Origin of the sequence: Rossellomorea aquimaris, assembly GCF_020171925.1 — a bacterium.
In the GTDB taxonomy this organism is placed as follows: Bacteria; Bacillota; Bacilli; order Bacillales; family Bacillaceae_B; genus Rossellomorea; species Rossellomorea aquimaris_F.
In genome coordinates, this window is the sequence record NZ_JAIVAR010000001.1 from 856,674 (window position 1) to 878,296 (window position 21,623).

The window sequence follows — 21,623 nt, forward strand, 5'->3', positions numbered from 1 at the left end:
TTCCGTGACGTCAGCGCGATCGGGGACATTTCGTTACAAGCTTTGCCTCTTTTTTTAAAACTCTACCATATTGGTGACTCCTGCTTTTCCCACTCAGTTGGTCCTTCGTTCGACTTTATCAATTTTCTCCAATAATCACCTGTCTGTTTATCAAAGACGATCATGTTGTTTTCAGAATTCATACCGGAACTGCTCGTCCTGCGTGCTGTCCCCTGATTCTTGACCGGAACTTAATGAATACGAAGTGAGCCAACTGCCTAATAGAATACACAATCCGAAAACTAGAATAGAAATAGATTGTACGTTTTTACCCATAAGGATCCCTCTCTCTTCTGGTGAACTAATCTGCCACCTAACCCCCGCCTAACAATCATGAACGTATGATCGTCAAACTTACATTGATCCTTTCCGAGCATCGGTAAGAAATAAATTCATACTCCAGATGTAATCTTTGTCCGATAAACCCACAAAGTGACTAGATTTAGGATTACTGTAACGATAAGTAAAATAGCGGATACTGCTGCAGTAAAATGCATTGTATCTAAAAGTGCTGACCAATCTCCAACACTTACCTTGTAGTAGGTATAGAAAATCTGAAAGAAGAGTGAGATCCCGCAAGCAGTTAAGCTGATGATGGAGTATGTCATCAAGCTTCTATTAGTTCGTTTTTTATTTTCAACTAGACTTACAACCGGAAGCAACCAAGCAACTACTCCAAGGATCAGGCTTCCTACATTCAATAATGAATACATATGTACAATCCTCCTCAGTCCGTGAATTACCTAGTCACAGAAATTCACTCGTTTTTCGCTTAAAACGTCCCCCGTGCTTTTCTTAATGGTTACTTCGAAGCCCTCACAAAAAGAAAGATCTCTTTCATCAATTAGGTCGATAATGAACGTTTCCTTTGTTTCCTCAATTGATTTCTCCGCAAACGGCTTAGACTCCAAACTAGAACGCGATGTCCACCAACCCGAAAGATGGCGTTGAGCAATTTTAATTGTTAGGTATTGTTCACGGGTAATTCAGTACGATCTAGGTGCATTGTTTTAGCATCTTTGTATAGAAAAATGCCAATTGGAATGACGAATAGTGTAAGGGACAAAATTAACATGATTTTTTTCAATGACCGAAACACTCCTGTGGCGAATTTTAATGGTTTCCTTCATTAGCGGCAGCCAAAGGTGGTTTTTGAGGAGCTTCAGATAATGCCCACGGAAATGGAATACTGTTATTCAATAAACGTCTTACTTAAACGATCCCGCCATCTCCACCAACTGCCCTTTACTAACCTCACTCGCAGTAAGTTTATAGGCATAGGCTATTTCATAGTACATGCCCTCTTGTTCCCAGGTGATCATTCTTTTCCCCGAATGGTCTGGCATGAACGTACCGTTCACATCATTTCCTATTTTAATCGTCTCTTTCTTTATTTCCTTTGGATACTCAATCTCTTCGCTCATGATTTTAATGGTTATGAACTCTTTATCCGCATTGAACAGAGTGAACGTAATTCCCTGATCCCTAGAACCAAACTCATAAAGCTGCAGTTCATCAAACGGCACTTTCGTTGGGATTTTTGCGTTCGGGGTTGCTCTTTCCATTTTAGAAGTTAGTTCTGAATCGTTTAGATCATGCATCTTGCCTCGTGAAACAGACCACCCGACTAAGATTGTAGTCAGCGCGATTACTAGAAGTACAAAAATAACGACGTTCTTTCTTTTCACCATTTCCTCTCTCCTTTGGGTACGGTTTGAACAACTACCTGATCACCCTAACTTCACATCGTCCCCTATGTACTTCTCCATCCGGATATCCGACCACATTTTATCCTGCCAATAGGTGAAATCATGGATGATGCCAATCTCCTTATAGCCTAGCTTCTTATACAGCCTTTGTGCCTGTGTATTGAATTCAAATACGCCCAGTTCGATACGTTTAAGGCCTTGCTTCTTAATCTGTTCTTCAAGGAATAGCATCGCCTTATAGCCAATCCCCTTGCCACGGCCATCGGGCTCGCCAATCGTAATCCCGATCCAGGCTGTTCCTTGCTCTTTTTTATACAGATGGTTCGGGTCGACCATATAGCTCATTTCCCCGATTAGCTGATCATCCTGATAAATCAAGTAGATATGTAGATGTTCCAAACGTTCTTTTATGTGATCAAGGGTGATGATCCTTTCTGTTTCCAATTCTGTTCGGTTTTGATTAGGGCGACTCATCGGGATCAACTCGGGATCGTTTTCCCAGCGATTAAACGCATCAAGGATTTCCAAGGTGGGTTCGGTTAGTTTGATAAAATGCGTATTCATGGGACCTCCTATTATTTGTTAATTAAAGCGAAAAACGGAGTGAAAATCGTCCCCACTCTACTCCCGCGAATTAGACCCCGCATAGGCTTTATACCAATGATACGGCTGTATCTCTTTCAACATTTTGTATTCCAGCTTACCGTTCTGATTGGTTACAGCTGCCTTTACATTCTCTCCCCAGTAAAATAATCTTTCTTGACAGATGCCACATGGGGTTAAAACGATAAATTCAGACTTTTTATTTTCTCGCACAACACAAATTGTGTGGGTAATCTCCGTATTTAATTTATGTGCTTCGAGAATCGCGCCAGTTTCGATACACAATTCTGTTGAAGCATTAATAATTTCTGGTGATACACTCGTTAAGATTTGACCATCTGCAGTATACATTGCAGCTGCTCCTCCCCAACCAGTAGGGTATCTACTTTCGATTAATTCAATCGCAGACTGATAAAGACTCTCTTCAATATTCATTTCCATCCCCCTTATTTTAAGCCTGCCCCCCCACTTACCGAGGGTCAGCTCCCTTATGATCCTCATCCTCAAGATCTCGAACTTTCCCTTCAAGAAGATCGTCTACAGGAGTATACGTGTTATTGGGAAGCTTCCTTCTCCTGATCGCTTTAAAAACAATAAACGCGGGTATCGCAATATAAACAACAAAAGCAAGTCCACTTGATAATACCTCTTGTATGCGATTGATTAATTCCATCTATAACACCTCCCATAAAGAACCTAAACAACACCTTCTCTAGTTGAACTAGATAAGTGCACTCACAATATTCCCAGCGAAAATCACGGTCGGCAAAGCACTGATAATCAAGCCAACCGTTCGCACCTTTTTGTTAAACAAAAGTACGGCTCCAATTAGCCAGACTGCTATAAATAATAAAAACTGAGGATAAACAAATGCATTTCCAGTATAATTCTCACCTAATCCTCCGCTTGCAATAAACAGAGAAATGGTGATCGTAATGACTCCCGTTAAAATAAGATGAATGATTTTATACACCTTAAAGCTCATAAATACCCCTCCTTGTTGCTCATGATTTCTGGAACGAGGCTCTTTCGTCCTTTAAGAACAAGAAAAAAAAGCAGCTCCGCCTCCATACTTTCACTTTAAAGTTTGACGGATGTAATTAAGGGAAGGTTTTACAATCCAACATTTCATTCGTTGACCTGCTGAATTGATCCGCTGCTTTCAGATATCTCTCTTTAAACTAACAATCCCTCAACACAATCCGCAATATAATCCCTTAACCGAATCAGTTCCTCATCCGTAAACTCATAAGCATCATTTTGACTGGTATACGAACCGACCACTTTAGAAACAGTGGTATTAAACTCTTGTGGTAATGTTACCAACCCCCAGTTTCCAGCCTCTTCCTTTGAAGAAATGACTCCTTCCTTGAGGTACCAGTACACCCTGATTACATTGAGCACACAATAGACAGGATCTTCTTCAATACAACGCAAGCAATCCTTGAAGTCACCCATGATGGATGAGATGTAATCTGAACGCGGTACGGTAGGAAACACGTCAACAATGGGTTCGCCAGCGACACAAATCCCCCTCTTGTTCAAAATCGTGAAATGAGCTGCCAAATCTGGATCAGTGTTAATTTCTTCATTTAAAAATTCGTATGTACCCTTTAATAGATCATTCACATACCGCTCGCGCCAGAACTCACTATAATGAAAATCAAAAGGACATGGGTGTTGCCAATTCTTTAATTGTTCCCGATTCAAGTAGCTGATTTCAATCGGATATGGTGAATTGGACGTTTTCAAAAAGAACGCTGCTAATTCCCTCTTCTTTTGAACTGTCAAAGATTGATTCGTGACGGCCAGTAGATCAAGGTCGCTGCTGTCCGGGTTGAAGCCACCCATGGCTAGGGAACCGTGAAGATAGAAGCCAACCAGGTCATCGTTTATTATTTTAGTGATTTCTTTATGTATATGTGATATGAAATTTTTGATTTCGGTTGGGCATGTTCTCCATTTATAGCTCATGTTTTATTCACCTTTTCCATCACTAATTTCTTACCTATTCTTTTAAGAATTAAGAATTGGTTTATTGTTCTACCACCTTATGTACACACTCAATAACCAAATCTGGACGATCAAGATGCACAGAATGCCCTGAATCACTCGCAAATATTAACTCACTCTTTGAAGACAATTTACTCTGGTTCGTGATTAGCTCTTCCCACTTCTCCTCCAACTGTCTTAACTCCCATTCAGGAATTCCATTTTCAGATTGAGATTCGATCGTATATTCCTTGTCCCTTCCAATCACGATTAATGGACAATCAGGAAAGCTACCCAACCTCATAATAACTTCTGCATCTTTCGTCCATTCCTTAATCTCTGATGCCATCGCTTTATATAAAGTAGGATTCACTTGAAAGTCCAGTAGTTTGTTTTGAATGGTTGTTGGAAGTCGACGTTGTTTTTCATTAAGTGAAGGCCTAATGATCTCCAATAATTCTTGTTTATCCTTGGTGGAATATTCCGTGCATTTCTCGATCCACATTTCATCTGTGTCTTGATTTAAAACAGGCAGATCAAGCTTTTCTAATTCTTTTAATTCAACAGAAGTCGAATCGACTAAGATCACTCCGGCCACTTTTTCAGGATGAACGTTAGCGAAGTGCTGAACACATAGTCCTCCATAAGAATGCCCTACTAAGTAAACCGGTTCATCGATTTTGAAGTGATTGAGTAATTCATCTAAATCGCTAACGACTGTTGAGGTATTCTGACTTCCATTCCCAAGCCCACTCTGTCCCAGTCCCCGCCGATGAAACGCTAGGACTCTATAAGTCTTGCTTAACGTTTGTATAATCTCATTCCACTCATAATAAGAGCAGCCCATTCCTGGAAGTACAACGATAAGAGGACCTTGGTCCCCTTTTAATAGAACTTCAATACGGTTGTTATGAATGTTGATAAAGTGATTAATACGTCTCAATCCTTCCGTTAACGACCATTTAAAACACCGGGACGGTTCTAACGCTTTCTTTTGAATCAAGAGAAAGCAGCATAATCGCCACCGGTTTTCCTAGTAACGTATATTGTGGTATTCTTTTTTTCGATTATTGGTTATCCCTTATGGTTCTGAAAGAAAAAGCAAGATGAATATAGCAGTAAATATTATATTAAGTGGTTAACCTTAGTAGGTATTTAGTAAAAAACTAAACATTGACCTACCTTAGTCCTCAATTCCAATTATTCCAAATCAATCCAATTTAGACAATCCCTTATTTATACTTAGGGAGTGTGTTTCAGCAGCAGGACCGATTATTCCCCGAAAAAAAAAGCAGAGCAGGAACAATCCCCACTCTACTTTCCACATTAGATCTTTATAATCGTCCTACCCAAATGCTGACCATTCTTAACCGCTTCAATGACATCAGGCACTTCGTTCAGTGTCCTTTCATTTACCAATGTCGTTTCTGATATATTCCATTCATTCGCTAACTTGTCCCAGATAGCACCACGTTGATGGATCGGTACATTGACTGAATCGATTCCTAATAGGTTGATGCCTCTCAGGATGAATGGCAACACGGTTGACGTTAGTTTAATGCCAGCCGCATTTCCGCACATGCTCATACTTCCGCCGTAAGCGATTTGTGGAATCAATTTAGAAGCGACCTCTCCTCCGACCGTATCCAAGACAAAGTCATACGTTTGTTTCGAAAGCGGCTTGGTTTGCTCCCCTAATTCACTTGCAAACACGACATCCGTTGCGCCCAATGATTTGGCAACTTCTTCTTGGTGATCTTTTCGCACGAGCGCAGAGATCTTTTTGTATCCGGCTTTAGAGAGAATCTGGAGAGCAATGCTTCCGACTCCTCCGGTTGAACCTGTTACTAGGATTCGTGGATCATTCGTTACATCCATTCCGTTCTTCTCCAGAGCCATGATGGAGAGTGCTGCGGTAAACCCTGCCGTCCCATAAACCATCGCATCTTTAAGTGTTAAGTTGTCTGGTAACGGAACGATCCAATCAGCAGGGACCCTCGCATATTCTGCAAAACCTCCTGTATGGCTCATCCCCATATCAAAGCCTGTGACAATCACTTTTTGTCCTTCATTAAAACGACCGTCGGACGTCTGTACAATCGTTCCACTTAAATCAATGCCAGGAATCATAGGATAATTCCGGATGACGCCGCCCTTCTTTTGGACAGCCAGCATATCCTTGTAATTGATTGAGGTATATTCGACCTTAATTACAACCTCACCGTCAGAAAGATGATCTAGATTCACATTCTCTATTCCATAATTGACTTGATCTTCATTTTCTTTTACAACAACCGCCTTGAACTTGTCCACAACTATCCTCTCCTTTACTTTGCAACAAAACATTTTTGGTACAAAAGTATTTTACAACAAAAACTAACATGCTATCATAGTAACTGTCAAATGGAGGAGATCGAATGGAATTAAAAGAGTGCATGAACTTCTTACTGAGCGTAAGTCAGAATAAAGTGTTCAAATATTTTAGCAAGCTATTGGAGGAACATGGCGTAACCCCGGCTCAATACGGTGTGTTGAACTGTTTGTGGAGAGAAGGCCAACTATCCCCTAAACAAATTGGGACCATGGTTTATCTGGAAGCCCCCACGATATCGGGAATCTTAGACAAGATGCAAAAAGCAGGCCTGATCGAACGTTCGGTAGATCCGAACAGTCGTAGGAATGTGTTAGTGAGCGCTACGCCAAAAGCATATGAGTTACGTGAGAAGATTGAAGCAGCAACGAGGACCATGAATGAAAAGGTTCTTGAGAACTTGTCAGAGACAGAAAAAGAAGGTCTGAAAAAAGGCTTGGAATCCATTATTAATGCTGAATTTTAATTTTCATATGGGAACGATCCATATCGGCAATTCAGCGTAGTGACGTGATCGTGTATAAGGAGGCAGAGTATAGAACATACTCTGCCTCACTTTTATTTGGGTACCCAGGATTGGTGGCCCTTTCACTCAATGATTTTTCGACAAGTTGCTTGAATATTATCCTTTGAGTCCCAAATGTAGAAAGTGATTTGGATTCTTCAAAAGTGGCAAGTACATGCAGAATGTGGAACGCATTTTTGATAACTGGCACACATGCCACGGTTCAAGTTCCAGCGTTTCACAGAAAAAACCAGCCGCACGATGAAATTTGTTATTACTATTCTTACTTTATATTCCCCCCTCAATTTGATCTAATGTGAAAAAGCCATACCTCCGTAAATCTCCAGGAATTGACCCCGCCTTTCCTTGTCTCTTCAATGAAATCTTTAGCATGACTTCCATCCTTATAAACATCCTCACCACGACAGAAGGAATGATCCGCGTATCGTACCGTCACCTTTCTTCCCGAACATAAAAATTCCAGTTCAGGCAACAATAAGAGAATCATTAATTGAACGGCTGGTGTATCACGAATGAGTCCTTCAAAATCATTTTCAAAAACCATGGAAGAAAATATAGAAGCAATAAAATCTGCTGTATATGATACTGAAGATTTAAAGATGAGGGATCTCATTTTTCTGAACACTTCTTACAAACTGATCTATATGAATTCGTTAGTCGATAAGAAAGGATTGGAACAGAACATGATCGCGCCACTCCTTGAGTGCAAATCGGAAACCGTTCCGGAAGCGGTCATAAAAAATGCGGAATATAGCAGGACGAGTGATCTGGAAGTCGTAGTGAACGGACTGCTCGAGGGTAGCTGTGTTCTATTAACAGAGGGAGAACCTACCGTCCTGACGATGCCCGTTGCCGGGAGTGCAGACAGAGCCATCCAAGAGCCTGAGAATGAGCATACCATCACGGGCTCGCATGATGGCTTTATCGAGAATATAGAAAAAAATATCTTGTTAATTAGACGAAGAGTGAAAAACCCAAGTATCCGGATTAAGAATTACACCCTTGGTACAAAGACAAAGACAAAAGTAGCGATCCTCTATCTTGATGAATTGGTGGAGCATGGACCGTTAGAAGTGTTGTTCCAAAGAATGGATAACATCGATGTAGCAGAACTACAATCCACTGGGGAGCTTGAAGAGTTGATTGAGGATGATAGCTTTTCCCTTTTCCCTCAAATGATGAATACAGAAAGGCCAGACCGGGCTGCATCCTATTTAGTAGAAGGGAAATCGATCATTCTGGTTGATGGGAATCCGAATGTGTTGATCTCACCGATTACCTTTTTCAGCTTTTATCAGTCACCTGATGACTATAATAGCAGATGGTTGGTCGGATCGTTCTTTCGGTTAATCAGGATTTTCAGCTTTTTGGTGGCTCTCTGTTTACCTGCCATTTACATAGCAGTCGTGTCCTTTCATTCAGAAGTTCTGCCTCTATGGATCCTGTATGCCATTCGGGTACAAATCGCTTATGTGCCGCTACCGCCATTGTATGAAGCCATCGCGATGCAGCTTGCCCTCGAACTGTTGAAGGAAGCTGCTATACGACTCCCCTCACCAATCGCTCAAACCGTCGGGATCGTTGGTGGATTAGTCATCGGATCGGCCGTCGTAGAAGCAGGTTTCGTTTCCAATACGATGATTGTCGTGATCGCACTCACTGCCATTGCCTCTTTCGTAGCACCTGTCAACAAAATGGGAACGGGCGCCAGACTCATGGCATTTCCGATCATGCTTGCCGCGAATACGTTTGGGTTTGTCGGCATTGTGCTATCTCTTACCGTCCTACTGATCCACCTGTGCAGATTGGAGTCGTTCGGAAAACCCTATTTGGAACCTGTTGCACCTCTTCGCATCAGAGGGCTGAAAGATTCATTGATCAAAACCAAGAAAAGAAATGACTCCTTAAAACAAACATAGGAAATTTTGATAAGGAAAGTGTGGAATTGTCCATGTCAAAGACAGGATCCTTAACGAACGTGCAAATCTTCTTTCTTATTGTCCAAACTCAAGTCGGATTCGGCATCCTGACACTCCCCAATACCCTGCAGCGTACAAGTAAAGGGGATGGCTGGATGTCTGTCCTTTTGGCTGGAGCCGTTATCCAACTGATTATACTCATACTTTGGATGTTAATGAGGCGATTTCCCCACTTTATATATACGGAAATCACCACCTTCTTACTTGGTAAAGTGGCTGGGACTCTTGTTAATTTGTTGATTTATCTTTATTTTATCGTTGCAGCTTCTTTTATATTGTTAGAGTTTTCAACTGTCATTAAAGAGCATCTGTTGTTGAACACCCCTTATTGGATCATCGGATTGATCATGATGCTTACGTGCACATATTTAGCCATCAGTGATATCCGAATCATCGCAAGGTTCTTTGTGCTCATATCGATTCTCATTCTTTTCAAATTTGGGTTCTCCTTTTTTTCCTTTACCCTGCCAATGAATCTCCATCACATTCTCCCTCTGGGAAGCAGCGGATTTAAGGAAATTGTCCTTGGGGGAAAGGATTGCTTGTTATCGATTTTAGGATTTGAAATTATGCTATTTCTCTATCCCCATGCATCCAAGAAGGGAACCACGTTTTTAAAAGTGAGCTCATGGGCTAATGTCTTTGTAACAGGATTAACAGCTTATTTTGTGATTCTTTGCATCATGATTTTCAGTCAACCAGCACTGAAAGAAATTAAATATCCGGTCATCTACTTTTTGCGGCCCCTTCATTTTCAAATGATTGACCGGCTCGACTTACTCTTTGTAACGATCTGGATTATTCCACTTGCTGTTTCGATTGTTATTTTTTTATATGTGACCAGTAAGTGTTTAAACATGTATAAGGGGAAACATCATCATCTCATTTTGATGAATAGTACATTGGTTTTCGTCATCTATTTGATCGCAAAGAAAGACCCCGACTCTCAGAGACTATATTCAATCGTATTGGAATACATCAGCTATGCCGTTGTATTCACCATTCCTTGTCTATTGCTACTCATTTCTTATCTATTCAAAAAGCATGGAAAGGAGATATCCTCTTGAGAAAGATACCGTTTTTCATCATAGTGATGTTCTTACTGGCAGGATGCTGGGATCAGAATCAGTTAAAGGACAACCGACTGGTGAATGGAATCAGCTTTGATAAAGCAGATGGGTCGGACGATATTCTCGGTACAGTAAGGGCCATCAATGTTCGCAGTGCCGGTGCGGGAAACCTCGATGTAAAGGATGAATTTTATGTAGCAGAGAATAAGACTGTATCCCAACTCGAAGTGGACCTTCAAAATAAAGTAGCCGGGAATATGGATGTGGGAAAAGCATTTATCATGATTGTCGGAAGTGAATTGGCAGAAACAAAAGGCCTTACTCCTTTAATAGAACCGATTATTCGCTCCACTCATGGTTATATATCCTCTCGCATTCTGATCAGTGAAGGACCGGGCAATGGCATCTTATCATTGAATATCCAAGAAAGTCCCATCGTGTTTCAGATCGATACCCTTCTGACCGGTGGTATAAAAGATGGGTATATACCTAAACACACCCTTTTTACTGCTTGGAATGAGATCACAGACCCGACAACGGACATCATTCTCCCGTACATCAAAGCCGATAAGGCGGACAAACTGAAACTGGCAGGGTCAGCTTTATTCAATGGTGATACGTTCACTGGCCACACCCTTACCACCAGCCAGACATCTCTGCTCTTATTATTAAGAAATGATAGTAAAAAAAGGACGAAAATCAGCATAGATTCAGATGAGTTAAGTCAACCAATAACCTTAACGGTAGAAAAAGTGAAAACAAATATAAACGTGGAAAACGAAGATGGAAAAACGACATGCACCATTACTGCTGACTTTAAAGGAAGGCTCTTAAGTTACTATGAAGACAAGTCCAATAAGTCAATCAAAACACTCAATGGCATTGCTTCAAGGGAACTGACCAAACAATTGAAAGAGCTGACGGATTTATTACTCAAAGCCGATAGCGACGCTTTAGGCATCGCAAAATATCTCTCCACAGCCGATCCTGAATCCTGGAACCCAGACACGTGGAAACAAGACTATCAGCATGTGGTCTTCAAACCAAAGGTAACCGTTGATCTGATCGGGACGAACAATCTTCGCTAGAAAGACAGGGACGATTCTATTGCTTCCTTTAAAGAATCAGGAGGAAGCAGCAGAACCGTCCCTATGCATTCAGTGCAAATAAGTGGATAAATGTTTGACCAACGTCATCGCTTGACCGGTACTAGTGGAAATACTTGAATAAAATGGCTTGGTGCATACATCACCAATGGCACAAATGGACGAGCGACTTGATACGCCAAATGAGTCCGTGACGATATGCCCTTCAGCGTCAAGTTCAACGATATGTTTCAAAAAATCGGAATTCGGTTGCACACCAATACGAACCAAAACGGCACTAACGTCCACGTTATTACTACCACCCTGTTCATCCTCGATTCGGATTGAAGAAACCCGATCTACACCCATGATTTCCTTCACACGGTGATTGGTTAGTACCGTAATATTCTCTCTTTGTAGAGCTGGCTCCATCAGCTCCATTCTTGCTCGAAACCGTTCTGATCGATGAATCAAGGTAACATTCACCCCATGATCGGATAAAAGCAACGCCCCTTCTAGCGCCCGGTCACCTCCACCGACAACGGCAACATGTTTTCCTTCAAACCGATAAGCATCAACGGATGCCGAATAGATCTCATTTCGTTGAAGCATCTCTGATTCTCCCGGAATCCCCAATCTCCTTGGACTGGCTCCAGTGGCAACAATCAAAAATTGATAATGTATGAGATTGGTGGAATCGTCTTTTAGATAGGTAAGCGTTTGACTGTCCGCGTTGATGTCCCCCAATGTTATCCTTGTATCATAATGACAGTTCAACTCATCGAGATGCGTTAGGAATTGTCGCTCAAGATCCTTGCCTACCATATTGTTCAACCCTGGGTAGTCCATCACAATGTTCTTAATTTGTTTGAGTTGTCCACCGAGTTCTTCTCTCTCTTCAAGTAATAGGTGATTAATTCCTAACCTCTTACACCAGATCGCTGCCGCTATGCCGGCCGGACCCCCGCCAAGAATCACGATATCTACTTTTTTCATGAATCAGACAACCCCCACCAGTCCTCCATCAGTGCCTGTTCGAACTCGAGCCACCCTTTTACACGGGGCACATCAACGGACCGATTATATGGATAATCCATGGCAACGGCTCTTCTTCCTGTCTTTTTAAAGCTACATAAATTATGAGGGGCATCATCAAAGAGTAAATCCCCACAAATTTTATCCTTCCGATGACTAAAAATCATGTTCTCTTTCCCTATAAACGGTAAATGATTCTGAACCCATTGCTCCTTCTCCATAAAAGCCGTTGATACACTGCTCGTCACAATCAACAGTTCATAATGTGCCGATAATCTCTCCAACACCTCGATCGCATCGGGTAACGGCTTTAAGTGTAGGAACAGTCCAGGTTCATGTAGATAATCATAAATCTTATCTCCACATTCTTCTTTTACATATTTCTTAGAATCCCAACATAATAACTTGTCTACCGATAAATCATCATCAAATTCCTGATTGTATCGGTTATGCCAATCAGTCATCAAGTCACAGATGACCGAATCCATGTCAATCAATAGAGTTTTCAATAGAAGTTGTTCCTTTCTTTATGAATCTATGAATTTGTTTTTATCATTCACTTTCTTCAATGATTGTTCATTCATCGCGAGAAACGTGAGGCTATGAATACAGTTGATTGTTTTAACTTCCTTTATTTTCAAAAGGATTCGACTTCACTATTATATACTACTTTTATCAGAGAGAAGTACATCTGCTTTTTAGTTTGTACACTCTTTTTTGATGAGAGCAGAATGACAATGGGAACCACATCGAGAGAGATCTTTTGTCCTTGAAACCAGTTTGTCCGGTCTTCTCAACCGGAGATTTTTCGTCGAGTGGCTTGTATACGGGAAATGTGGCTTGTATTATTAAAATCCGGCTCGCAAATGTGTATTCTTAAAAATTTCATGTAAATGCTGATAGGGGCATGCATGTTGAAGATGGCAGCCTCGGGGAAGCTTCAAATGACTACTTTACACACTAAAATCCAGCGACAGTGGTTCTATTTTTATGAAAAAATAGAACCACTCTACTTGATATTAATTCACATGAAGTATCTAACCATGTGAGTCCTCATCAGCAAACAACCTGTCCTTAACACGATTCACTTGCTCGATCATATGACCAATATTTCCTTCTCCAGCATATAAGGTCTTATCAAAAAAGTTATGATCTAAGTCAGACCAGTACAGAATATTTTCATCACCAGTAACCACAACATCCCTATTCAACCTACCAACATATACTTCCACGTAACAATCCTGAAGATAGTATGTAAAATCCATCACGTGATGAAGGGTTATTTCATCAAAGGAAATAGTGGTTTCTTCATGAAGCTCTCGATAAGCAGCATCGATCCCCGCTTCACCTTTTTCAATTTTCCCACCAACCAAATTACTTAATCCTTTATAGGGATTCTTCAATCTTTCACACATTAGCAGTTTGTCCATATCTTTGTTATAAACCATTATTACATTATAGCCTTGCACTTTATCACTTCCTTATTGAACCAATCCGCACGTTAATTGAATGTTGGTAAAGCTTCCTGTTATCCTCGTCTCATAAATTGAAGTTCACCAACATTATTGGTAAAGCCCCATTTTTCGTAATACGGGACCATTTCAGTCCTGCAGTAAAGTTCAAAATGATTCACTTTTTCTAAAGAGGGGTGATGTATGAGCTCCCTCATCAATTTCTCACCAACGTGTTCTCCGCGGTAAGATGCATGAACCATCACATCGAAAATAATGGCTTTATACACGTAATCAGTAAGGACACGTGCAAATGCGATTAACTCTTTACCTTTTGCATCAACAAATGCAATGACAACATCCGAATTCTCAAGCATCGATTGAATGTCGGTCATTGTTCGTCCCTTCGTCCACCATTCCTTCTGAAACATCTCGTGTAATTCTTCGACTTGTTCATTGTTAAGATGCTCAACGATTTCAACGTTCAATGCAATCCCTCTCCTAATAATGTCAGATTACTTATCCACCATGGATGTTTTCCGATTATTTCATGAACGCAAATTCATCCTCCCCTGTCATACTTCTTGACTAACGTTACGAAAAGGGCAATCAACAAAACAATGAAGCTATTGATGATTAAATAAAACCCAACCTGTAAACCATAGAAAATCGCGAACGCATCTCGGATGACAATCACCGCAACTACACAACCGACCCCTCCAAATAATACCGACATCAGTAAGATCGTAAAAGCAGCGGAATATAGACTCCTATCTTTTCTGTATGAAATAAAACCCATGATATTTGCGGTTATAATAAACAATCCCGTAAGGATTAAGAAAATAATGGACATCACATTCTCCTTTTAAAATTGATTTGAAACACATAAAAATTTCTGTTCCGTACTAAGCCAGCCTAATCCACCCGGCATCCGCAAGAAAATCTTCTCTGCTCAGTTTTTCTCCTCCAATGAATTGCCTGTATGAATTGATGGTCCCATCATGTGATACGACGTAAATATGTTCAACCCTTTGGCTATTGCACCATTCAAGGAACGTTTCTGCTACTAACCGAAATTCTTGTTCCGGAATGGTATTGATTCCAGAAGTCAAAAGCTCATCTGATAGCCCGTCCTGAATAGTAAAGTTTGGGAAGTCTTCTTGAATTGATTTCTTATGTAACATCCGATCGCAAGGTAGCGTTTTCCACTCTGGATTTTGCGGGAACATTCTTGGCGATACGAAAGGGCTCACGATTTTCTTGCAGCTGCTGTTTTCTGTCATGATGGTTGCTGTCTCTAACGTTCTTCTTAGAGGGCTTATGACGACAAGATCATTTTCTGAAAGAGGAAGTTGATTTCGAAGTGATGCTACCTGATTTACACCCTCTCTTGTTAAAGATGGGTCCTCAAGTTGCAAGCTGTCTGGTACACTCAACGTGTGTTCACCTTGTCCATGTCTAATGAAGATTAGTTCCACACCGATCGTCTCCTTTGCTTCATATTCCATGATCCCATTTGAGATTCACTTTACCCCCTTCTTCAATTAAAGTCATCTACTCGATTGACCGTCGATCCTATCTACGTTTTCTTCAGGTACCCAACCCTCTTATAGAATCAATCATTCGAAAGGGATGCTATACCAAGTATAAGTAAACTTCATATCGAACCCTACATTCTCAGCTACCGAGTTAGAAGGTTTATTGATCTCCATGCAATCCCAATAAGGAGTCATATGGTTCTCCATACAGTCCTTCACAAACGAATGAGCGACAATTTGTGCAAGTTTTTTGCCTCCATGAGGTGGTAACGTCTCAATATCAATACCATGAACTTCGTCAGCCACCACCCCTGATAAACAAACGCTTACAATTTCGTTTTCATAAACAACGATGTAACCAAGTCCATTCGTTAAGAACCGTTCTAATGACGCCCAGAACGTTTCTATTTTCGATTTCAAGAATCTGATGTTTTTAAATGAAAAATCCAAGACCTCTCTCGTAATCTTTAAGACTTCGTAACCTGCCTCTATAACAGGTTCCTTTTCCCCCTTATAATGCCCCTTATGTAATTCATAAACCCTTTGATTGTACCCCTTCACATTATCGCCAAATACACGTTTGATCGTCTTATTCCATCTCGCGTGATTACCGATCGCTTCAAACGAAGGTAGTCCTACTCTTGCGGCATCACGTTTGATGACTGTATTGAAAAAATGGTTTAATTCAGCATTAAACCCCTCATTGTCTTCATTCCCGATAAAAATAAAACCATTATTACTCCCCAACCAAATAAATCCCGAAGTAGGAGCATTTCTATCATCCACAAATATGCGACCCGTATTCTGTCCTTGGATGACAGCTTTGGCTTCCAATAGTCCTGTATCAGTTAGTAGTGGTTTACATTTATTAAACTCTGATTCTTTTAGTTCTGAGATCACTTGGTTTTCACCCTCTCTCATCTGTACTTAATCTGTCCTACGACATCATACCACCATTTTCAAAAATAGAGCAGCTTACTCAACAAAATGGAGCGTACCCAAATCCACCCCTTTTCTAATAAAGTTGGTACTCTTAATATAGCAAATAAGTTGGGAAATAATTTAAGTAATTTTTTAAAAAACGGCTTTCATTTCTCATTTGTCTATCTTTTCCTTTTACTTTTTTGTAAAGGCATTGTAAATTTATTTTGTGAGAATTGACTCATGATTATGATTTGCAGGCTGGTATGATGTCAGTCAAAAACCAGGAAATAATCACTTTATCTGTTTAAAAGAAAGTAGGTTTAATCATGCAGGTATCTAAAGAGTTTTACAAGTATTTGACTGAACGAACGTGGCAGCTGACCGAGGACTGGTATGAATCGTTGGACAAAAGTGATCCAACTGGGGTTTATAATTCTCAAGACCCAAAGGTAATCCAAACGTTGAAAAAGCAAAATCACGAATTCCACGAACGATTTTGTGTCCTTTTTGAAGATGTCGGACAGGATACACTTCTGAACTTTGAGAATTGGATTGAAAAGACCGCTAAAGATGAAGAACATCTCAAAACTCCGATTCATTTCATTTTACGAGAATTTTTCAGAACCCAGGATCAATACCTCGAGTTTCTAAAGGAATTCAGCCGTGAGCATGATAATACGTTCTCTCCGGAGGAAATTCAGCTTTTAAATGAGTTAATCATTAAGACGTTCAGTCTTGTTATCTCAAAATTCGCCGAAGAAAATTATGAGCATTCACAAAGGCGGCTAGGTGCTCAGCAGGAAATGATCAAGGAACTGAGTTCTCCCATCATTCTTATCGATGACAAAACAGGTGTCCTTCCCTTGATTGGGGATATTGATACGGGAAGAGCGAAATATATCCTTGAAAATAGTTTGGCTCAGTGTGCTGAAAAGAACCTGGAACATTTATTCATTGACCTTTCCGGTGTGATCATGGTTGACACCATGGTTGCCCATCAAATCTTCCAAATCATTGATAGCCTTGGTTTGATCGGCGTGAAATGTACCCTATCCGGAATTCGTCCTGAAATTGCCCAAACCTCGGTTCAATTAGGCATTTCATTCGAGAACATTTCCATCACTTCCACCCTTGCAAATGCATTGAAAATGGCGAGATAAACATAGAATAGGAACTTGGGAAAATTCTCATGCTTAGGAAGCATGGGAACTTTTTTTTTGCTTGCTACTTTCTTTTTTATATGGTAGAGTAGGCACCTTTTACGACAATCACTTCCCCTCTCTCAAACTAATGAACAGATAAACCATAAACGTTCATCCCTTTTAAAAAAATTCACCCATGTGAGGTGTTATGTAAACAATCATTTCATCCTTGCCAGTCCAACCAGCCCCCTTTCCTATATCGGTCACATTTAAATGATATTTTCTAACCCCAATCAAAATTCACAAAGAAAATAAAATGGTGCCTGGATTGTTTTTCAATAAGGCTCAAGTACCTTTCAATCAATGCATTCCTTTTACAACACCTCCTCTTATAAAAAGAACATTCTCTTCAAAGAAAGTTTTTCCAGGTAGAATGGTTAGTGTACATATTAAAATTTATCTTGGAACTGACTGCAACTAATTAACACTCCTGTTTATCTAATCTATTGAAAACAAAATTCCCCTGTAAGGAGGTACGCTATTGGATTCAGTAAAAGCATTGGTCAGAAAAGCCAAAAAAGGAGATGGAGATGCTTTTGTTTCACTGGTAAAGCAATATGAAGGTGTATTATATCGGACTGCCAGTAGACTGTTACATAATGAAGAAGACGTAGCCGATGTGATGCAAGAATCTATCATTTCGGCCTACGAAAAATTACATACCCTCAAAAAGGATGAGTATTTTAATACGTGGATCTGTAAGATCTTACTAAATAAATGTAACAGCCTGCTTAACAAGAACAAAAACATTTCAGTATTGAAAGACCATGTATATCCCGAAAAGGAAAAGGATGCGTTTCAAAAAATAGAATTAGAGGATGCACTCGATAGCTTGAACGAAATCTACAGGTTAGCGCTTATTTTATACTATATTGTCGGATTGAATGTGAAAGAAATGAGTGAGTTCTTACAAGAACCAGAAGGAACCATTAAATCCAGACTGTCGAGGGCTAAATCAATTTTGAGAACGACCTATTATAAGAATGAGGGAGGGGTTGTCAATGAAGGATAACGTTGAATCTGATCTTAAGAAGGTTTTGACAGAAGAGAAAGAGTTACCCGAAACTGTAAGGAAATCATTAGATCAAACATATTCAATCATTCGAGCTGCTTCGAAAAAGAAAAAAGTTCATGTGATTTGGAAACGAGTAGCCGCAGCCGCATGCGCTCTTTTGGTAACGGCAGGTGCCCTCTCAAACGAAAAAGTCATGGCCAACCTTAACGACTTTTTTCACTTTGGAGATAAAGGGATCGAACAAGCCGTTCATGAAGGATTTGTACAAGAAGATACTAGTACAGCGACAGATCAGGGTATTACCATCAAGCTAAATAAACATTTCTCTGATGCAAATAAAGTGGGTATCAGTTTTCAATTAGAATTTGAGGACCCGTCAATCTTGGCACATGCAAACGAAGTGACAATGGATTACCGGATCAAAAATGGGGACGGCGAATACATCGTAGAATTCATACCAGATACAAAACCACTGAAGGGAAAAAATCGTGATTTATCCATCTCCGAATATCATAATCCACTGTCTGATCCGGATTCGGGGAAGGTTCAATACGATGTATTAATAAGTTCAAATAATGGGAAGATCCCGGAATTAAAAGATGCTGTGATTGAAGTGGAAAGTGTCAATGTCTTTTATGAAGCAGGATCACTCAAGAAAACAAATGGGAGCTGGGAACTCTCGGTTGGCAACAATCATCAAACATCAGATGGTATCGTCCAATATGTACAGAATGCTCAACCATCGACCATCCATGTCTCTAAAGCAGATGTACACCCAACATCATTGAATCTTACATTTTCGGTAGAGGGAAGATATGACAATGAAAGCACGTTTGCACACACTATGAACATCATAGATGAACAAGGTAATGAATATCCGGCAACGGGGTTTTCACTACACTTCGATCAAGAAGAAACCATTATTTCAACCAACTTCCCTTTCACGTCTTATACCCATTCCAATAAGCTAAAATTGGTTGTAACCGGGTTAGGTGAAGTGGAGCTAGTTCGAAAAGGCAAGATTAACTGATCTTGTTGAATAGAGGTTTTTAATGAATTTCACAAGAAGTAAGGGGTTTGCGAGCTTGCTTCTTGTGATGGTCCTTATTCAAATCTTTTTTTAAAATGAAAAGCCCCGTCTCAGGTCGGATGAGACGGGGCTTTCGTGGTGATGATTCTAGTTTTATTATGCTAGTAATGTGGTGATGCATAATCAAATGTACCGGTTTCCAAGAACATAGAGTCTAATACACCACCAGGTATAAAGCATGATGAAAAGAGGGTTTTGATGATAAATTCCTATTTTTGATAAAAAGTGGTGGGTTTTTGATAATATATCCTGATTTTTGATAATAAGTAGGTCGCTTTTGATAAAATAACCAGCCAGCGCTCCCTAGATACCCCCATGACCACACCAAAACTCATGCAACACGTTGACTTCCCACCTAAAAATGACAAATTCAACTCACTTTTATCAAAATCCGTCGTCAATTCTTCATCCGCAGCCACTTTTTAACCAAATCAGATTCTCGACGGAGCACTTCCACTAATTCAACGAAAGTTCTCTCCCTTTTTCACCCAATAACATCGCAGCTGTCACGATGGCACTAACAGCCAATACCACCAGGATCATAAAGACGGTATGCAAACTGGTCTCTAATGCGCCCCCGCTTAACTGGTCGCTCAGCCACAAACCTGAAACCGCGATCCCGATCGACTGGCCAAGGTTCCGCATGAGGTTGAACGTGCCCATTGCCGCTCCCCTGACTTTCCATTCGACCGATGATTGAACGGCGACGGTGAAGGCGGTAAGAGACAAGCCGAAACCAAAGCCGAGCATGGCCGTGACCACCATCATCAATGGAACACTCGTATGCTCAGTAAAGAAAACCAATCCTAAAGAGCCCGTTGCAATGACGGTAATCCCCATGATCGTGATTCTTCCAATGGACGTTTTGGCCATCAATCTTCCTGACAGGACTGCAGCGAGCGGCCAGGTAATGGACATCGGCAGCATCGTCACTCCGGACATGGTTGCATTTAAGCCTGTCACGCCTTGCACCCATAAAGGAATATAGAACGTAACCGCTACGAGGATAAAACCGAGCAGAAAGCCGGCAATCGTCGAAATGGTGATAAACGGATTTTTGAAAAGCGTCAGTGGAAGCATCGGCTCTTCCGCTTTCGATTCAATCCATAGGAAGAGGCCGATCCCAATGACCGCCACAATCAGCAATGAAAGAATGCCACTCGTCATGTGGTTTTGTTCCTTGAGAAGAGTCAACGCATAAAGAAAAGCGGTAATGCTGACGGCAAACGTGATAATCCCGCTATAATCGATCCTATGTTTCTTCTTCTCTATGTTCTCTTTTAACGACGTCCATAACAGGAAGAGTGATACGATCCCAAATGGCAGATTCATATAGAAGATCCAATGCCATGAAATCGTATCGACAATGAATCCGCCTGCAAGGGGTCCAGTTATGCCGGCAATCCCCCACACACTGCTCATCCACCCCTGCATTTTGGCGCGCATTTCAAATGTAAAGACATCCCCGATGATCGTGAACGGCAGGGTCGTGAGGGCACCCGCCCCGATTCCCTGGATCGAGCGGAATAACACCAACTGTTCCATCGATTGCGATAACCCAGAGAGCATCGAACCGACTAAAAAGATGCTGACACCGATCGTAAACATGATCTTTCTTCCGAACAAATCAGCCAATTTTCCAAACACAGGGGTACTGACGACAATGGCCAGCAGATAGACAGAAATGACCCACGTATAAAGCTCACTCCCACCCAGGTCTTCCACAATTTTAGGCATCGCCGTACTGACGATCGTCCCTTCGATCGCCGTGAGAAACGTCGCAATTAATAAAGCGAACACAACAGATTTTTGTTTTGTTTCTTGATTCATATCGATTGATCCCTTCTTCTATGTAACTTCTTTCCTTTAAAAATCAGTCCCACACCTATCTTACCATTTAAATGGGTAGGAGACAGATGAAAGGGTTTGAGTGTGTGGGACAGGGGGACAGGTCCCTCGTCCCACGAATTAGGATAGCACAATTATGTTGGTGG

General features: G+C 40.8%; 24 protein-coding genes. 7 read left to right on the forward strand and 17 right to left on the reverse strand.

Features of this window, described 5'->3' with window-relative positions; genetic code table 11:
- Positions 1-431: 431 nt before the first annotated feature.
- The 9 genes from LCM10_RS04460 to LCM10_RS04500 form a co-directional block, all read right to left on the reverse strand.
- On the reverse strand, positions 432-752 hold the full coding sequence (locus LCM10_RS04460; protein WP_224874962.1) for a hypothetical protein: 321 nt from the start codon (positions 750-752) through the stop codon (positions 432-434).
- A gap of 495 nt (positions 753-1,247) precedes the next feature.
- Positions 1,248-1,730: a hypothetical protein gene (locus tag LCM10_RS04465; protein WP_224874963.1), complete on the reverse strand. Its 483-nt coding sequence runs from the start codon at positions 1,728-1,730 to the stop codon at positions 1,248-1,250.
- A gap of 39 nt (positions 1,731-1,769) precedes the next feature.
- A complete protein-coding gene (locus tag LCM10_RS04470; RefSeq protein WP_224874964.1) occupies positions 1,770-2,312 on the reverse strand; it encodes a GNAT family N-acetyltransferase in 543 nt (180 codons plus the stop codon).
- 57 nt (positions 2,313-2,369) lie between these two features.
- The gene (locus LCM10_RS04475) at positions 2,370-2,786 is read right to left on the reverse strand and encodes a cytidine deaminase (protein WP_224874965.1); all 417 of its coding nucleotides are present in this window, start codon (positions 2,784-2,786) and stop codon (positions 2,370-2,372) included.
- Between the two features lie 34 nt (positions 2,787-2,820).
- The gene (locus LCM10_RS04480) at positions 2,821-3,024 is read right to left on the reverse strand and encodes a hypothetical protein (RefSeq protein ID WP_224874966.1); all 204 of its coding nucleotides are present in this window, start codon (positions 3,022-3,024) and stop codon (positions 2,821-2,823) included.
- Positions 3,025-3,072: 48 nt separating this feature from the next.
- Entirely contained in the window at positions 3,073-3,336 is a 264-nt protein-coding gene (locus tag LCM10_RS04485; RefSeq protein ID WP_224874967.1) for a hypothetical protein, read from the reverse strand.
- Positions 3,337-3,527: 191 nt separating this feature from the next.
- Positions 3,528-4,325: an aminoglycoside adenylyltransferase domain-containing protein gene (locus LCM10_RS04490; RefSeq protein WP_224874968.1), complete on the reverse strand. Its 798-nt coding sequence runs from the start codon at positions 4,323-4,325 to the stop codon at positions 3,528-3,530.
- 61 nt (positions 4,326-4,386) lie between these two features.
- On the reverse strand, positions 4,387-5,286 hold the full coding sequence (locus LCM10_RS04495; protein WP_224874969.1) for an alpha/beta hydrolase: 900 nt from the start codon (positions 5,284-5,286) through the stop codon (positions 4,387-4,389).
- Between the two features lie 383 nt (positions 5,287-5,669).
- On the reverse strand, positions 5,670-6,656 hold the full coding sequence (locus tag LCM10_RS04500) for a YhdH/YhfP family quinone oxidoreductase (RefSeq protein WP_224874970.1): 987 nt from the start codon (positions 6,654-6,656) through the stop codon (positions 5,670-5,672).
- A gap of 104 nt (positions 6,657-6,760) precedes the next feature.
- Between LCM10_RS04500 and LCM10_RS04505 the strand changes: the two genes are divergently transcribed.
- The 4 genes from LCM10_RS04505 (at position 6,761) to LCM10_RS04520 (ending at position 11,377) form a co-directional block, all read left to right on the forward strand.
- Positions 6,761-7,180, forward strand: a complete 420-nt coding sequence (locus LCM10_RS04505; RefSeq protein WP_224874971.1) for a MarR family winged helix-turn-helix transcriptional regulator — start codon at positions 6,761-6,763, stop codon at positions 7,178-7,180.
- Positions 7,181-7,752: 572 nt separating this feature from the next.
- Positions 7,753-9,159 (forward strand): spore germination protein, encoded by a 1,407-nt coding sequence (locus tag LCM10_RS04510; RefSeq protein ID WP_224874972.1) that lies wholly within the window; start codon positions 7,753-7,755, stop codon positions 9,157-9,159.
- Between the two features lie 32 nt (positions 9,160-9,191).
- The gene (locus tag LCM10_RS04515; protein ID WP_224874973.1) at positions 9,192-10,286 is read left to right on the forward strand and encodes a GerAB/ArcD/ProY family transporter; all 1,095 of its coding nucleotides are present in this window, start codon (positions 9,192-9,194) and stop codon (positions 10,284-10,286) included.
- Positions 10,283-11,377 carry a Ger(x)C family spore germination protein gene (locus LCM10_RS04520; RefSeq protein WP_224874974.1) on the forward strand — a complete coding sequence of 365 codons (1,095 nt, stop codon included), beginning with the start codon at positions 10,283-10,285 and terminating at the stop codon, positions 11,375-11,377. Before LCM10_RS04515 ends, LCM10_RS04520 begins: the two co-directional genes overlap by 4 nt.
- A gap of 69 nt (positions 11,378-11,446) precedes the next feature.
- Here the strand turns inward: LCM10_RS04520 and LCM10_RS04525 are convergent, their stop codons facing one another.
- From LCM10_RS04525 to LCM10_RS04555, 7 genes are all read right to left on the reverse strand, one after another.
- A complete protein-coding gene (locus LCM10_RS04525; protein WP_224874975.1) occupies positions 11,447-12,370 on the reverse strand; it encodes an NAD(P)/FAD-dependent oxidoreductase in 924 nt (307 codons plus the stop codon).
- Positions 12,367-12,918, reverse strand: a complete 552-nt coding sequence (locus LCM10_RS04530; protein ID WP_224874976.1) for a 5' nucleotidase, NT5C type — start codon at positions 12,916-12,918, stop codon at positions 12,367-12,369. Before LCM10_RS04530 ends, LCM10_RS04525 begins: the two co-directional genes overlap by 4 nt.
- A gap of 528 nt (positions 12,919-13,446) precedes the next feature.
- Positions 13,447-13,878 carry an NUDIX hydrolase gene (locus tag LCM10_RS04535; protein ID WP_224874977.1) on the reverse strand — a complete coding sequence of 144 codons (432 nt, stop codon included), beginning with the start codon at positions 13,876-13,878 and terminating at the stop codon, positions 13,447-13,449.
- 59 nt (positions 13,879-13,937) lie between these two features.
- Entirely contained in the window at positions 13,938-14,348 is a 411-nt protein-coding gene (locus LCM10_RS04540) for a GNAT family N-acetyltransferase (protein WP_224874978.1), read from the reverse strand.
- 74 nt (positions 14,349-14,422) lie between these two features.
- Positions 14,423-14,713, reverse strand: a complete 291-nt coding sequence (locus LCM10_RS04545; RefSeq protein ID WP_224874979.1) for a 3-isopropylmalate dehydrogenase — start codon at positions 14,711-14,713, stop codon at positions 14,423-14,425.
- 52 nt (positions 14,714-14,765) lie between these two features.
- Entirely contained in the window at positions 14,766-15,338 is a 573-nt protein-coding gene (locus LCM10_RS04550) for a histidine phosphatase family protein (RefSeq protein WP_224874980.1), read from the reverse strand.
- A 141-nt stretch (positions 15,339-15,479) separates the two neighbouring features.
- On the reverse strand, positions 15,480-16,298 hold the full coding sequence (locus tag LCM10_RS04555; protein ID WP_224874981.1) for a GNAT family N-acetyltransferase: 819 nt from the start codon (positions 16,296-16,298) through the stop codon (positions 15,480-15,482).
- A gap of 350 nt (positions 16,299-16,648) precedes the next feature.
- On the opposite strand from LCM10_RS04555, the gene LCM10_RS04560 reads away from it, so the two are divergent.
- The 3 genes from LCM10_RS04560 (at position 16,649) to LCM10_RS04570 (ending at position 19,569) form a co-directional block, all read left to right on the forward strand.
- Positions 16,649-17,482, forward strand: a complete 834-nt coding sequence (locus LCM10_RS04560) for an STAS domain-containing protein (RefSeq protein WP_224874982.1) — start codon at positions 16,649-16,651, stop codon at positions 17,480-17,482.
- 523 nt (positions 17,483-18,005) lie between these two features.
- Positions 18,006-18,536, forward strand: a complete 531-nt coding sequence (locus LCM10_RS04565) for an RNA polymerase sigma factor (protein WP_224874983.1) — start codon at positions 18,006-18,008, stop codon at positions 18,534-18,536.
- A complete protein-coding gene (locus LCM10_RS04570; RefSeq protein ID WP_224874984.1) occupies positions 18,526-19,569 on the forward strand; it encodes a DUF4179 domain-containing protein in 1,044 nt (347 codons plus the stop codon). The genes LCM10_RS04565 and LCM10_RS04570 overlap by 11 nt, the downstream gene beginning before the upstream one ends.
- A 516-nt stretch (positions 19,570-20,085) precedes the next feature.
- Here the strand turns inward: LCM10_RS04570 and LCM10_RS04575 are convergent.
- Complete coding sequence (locus LCM10_RS04575; RefSeq protein WP_224874985.1) at positions 20,086-21,459, reverse strand: MDR family MFS transporter; 1,374 nt, start codon at positions 21,457-21,459, stop codon at positions 20,086-20,088.
- Positions 21,460-21,623: the final 164 nt, after the last annotated feature.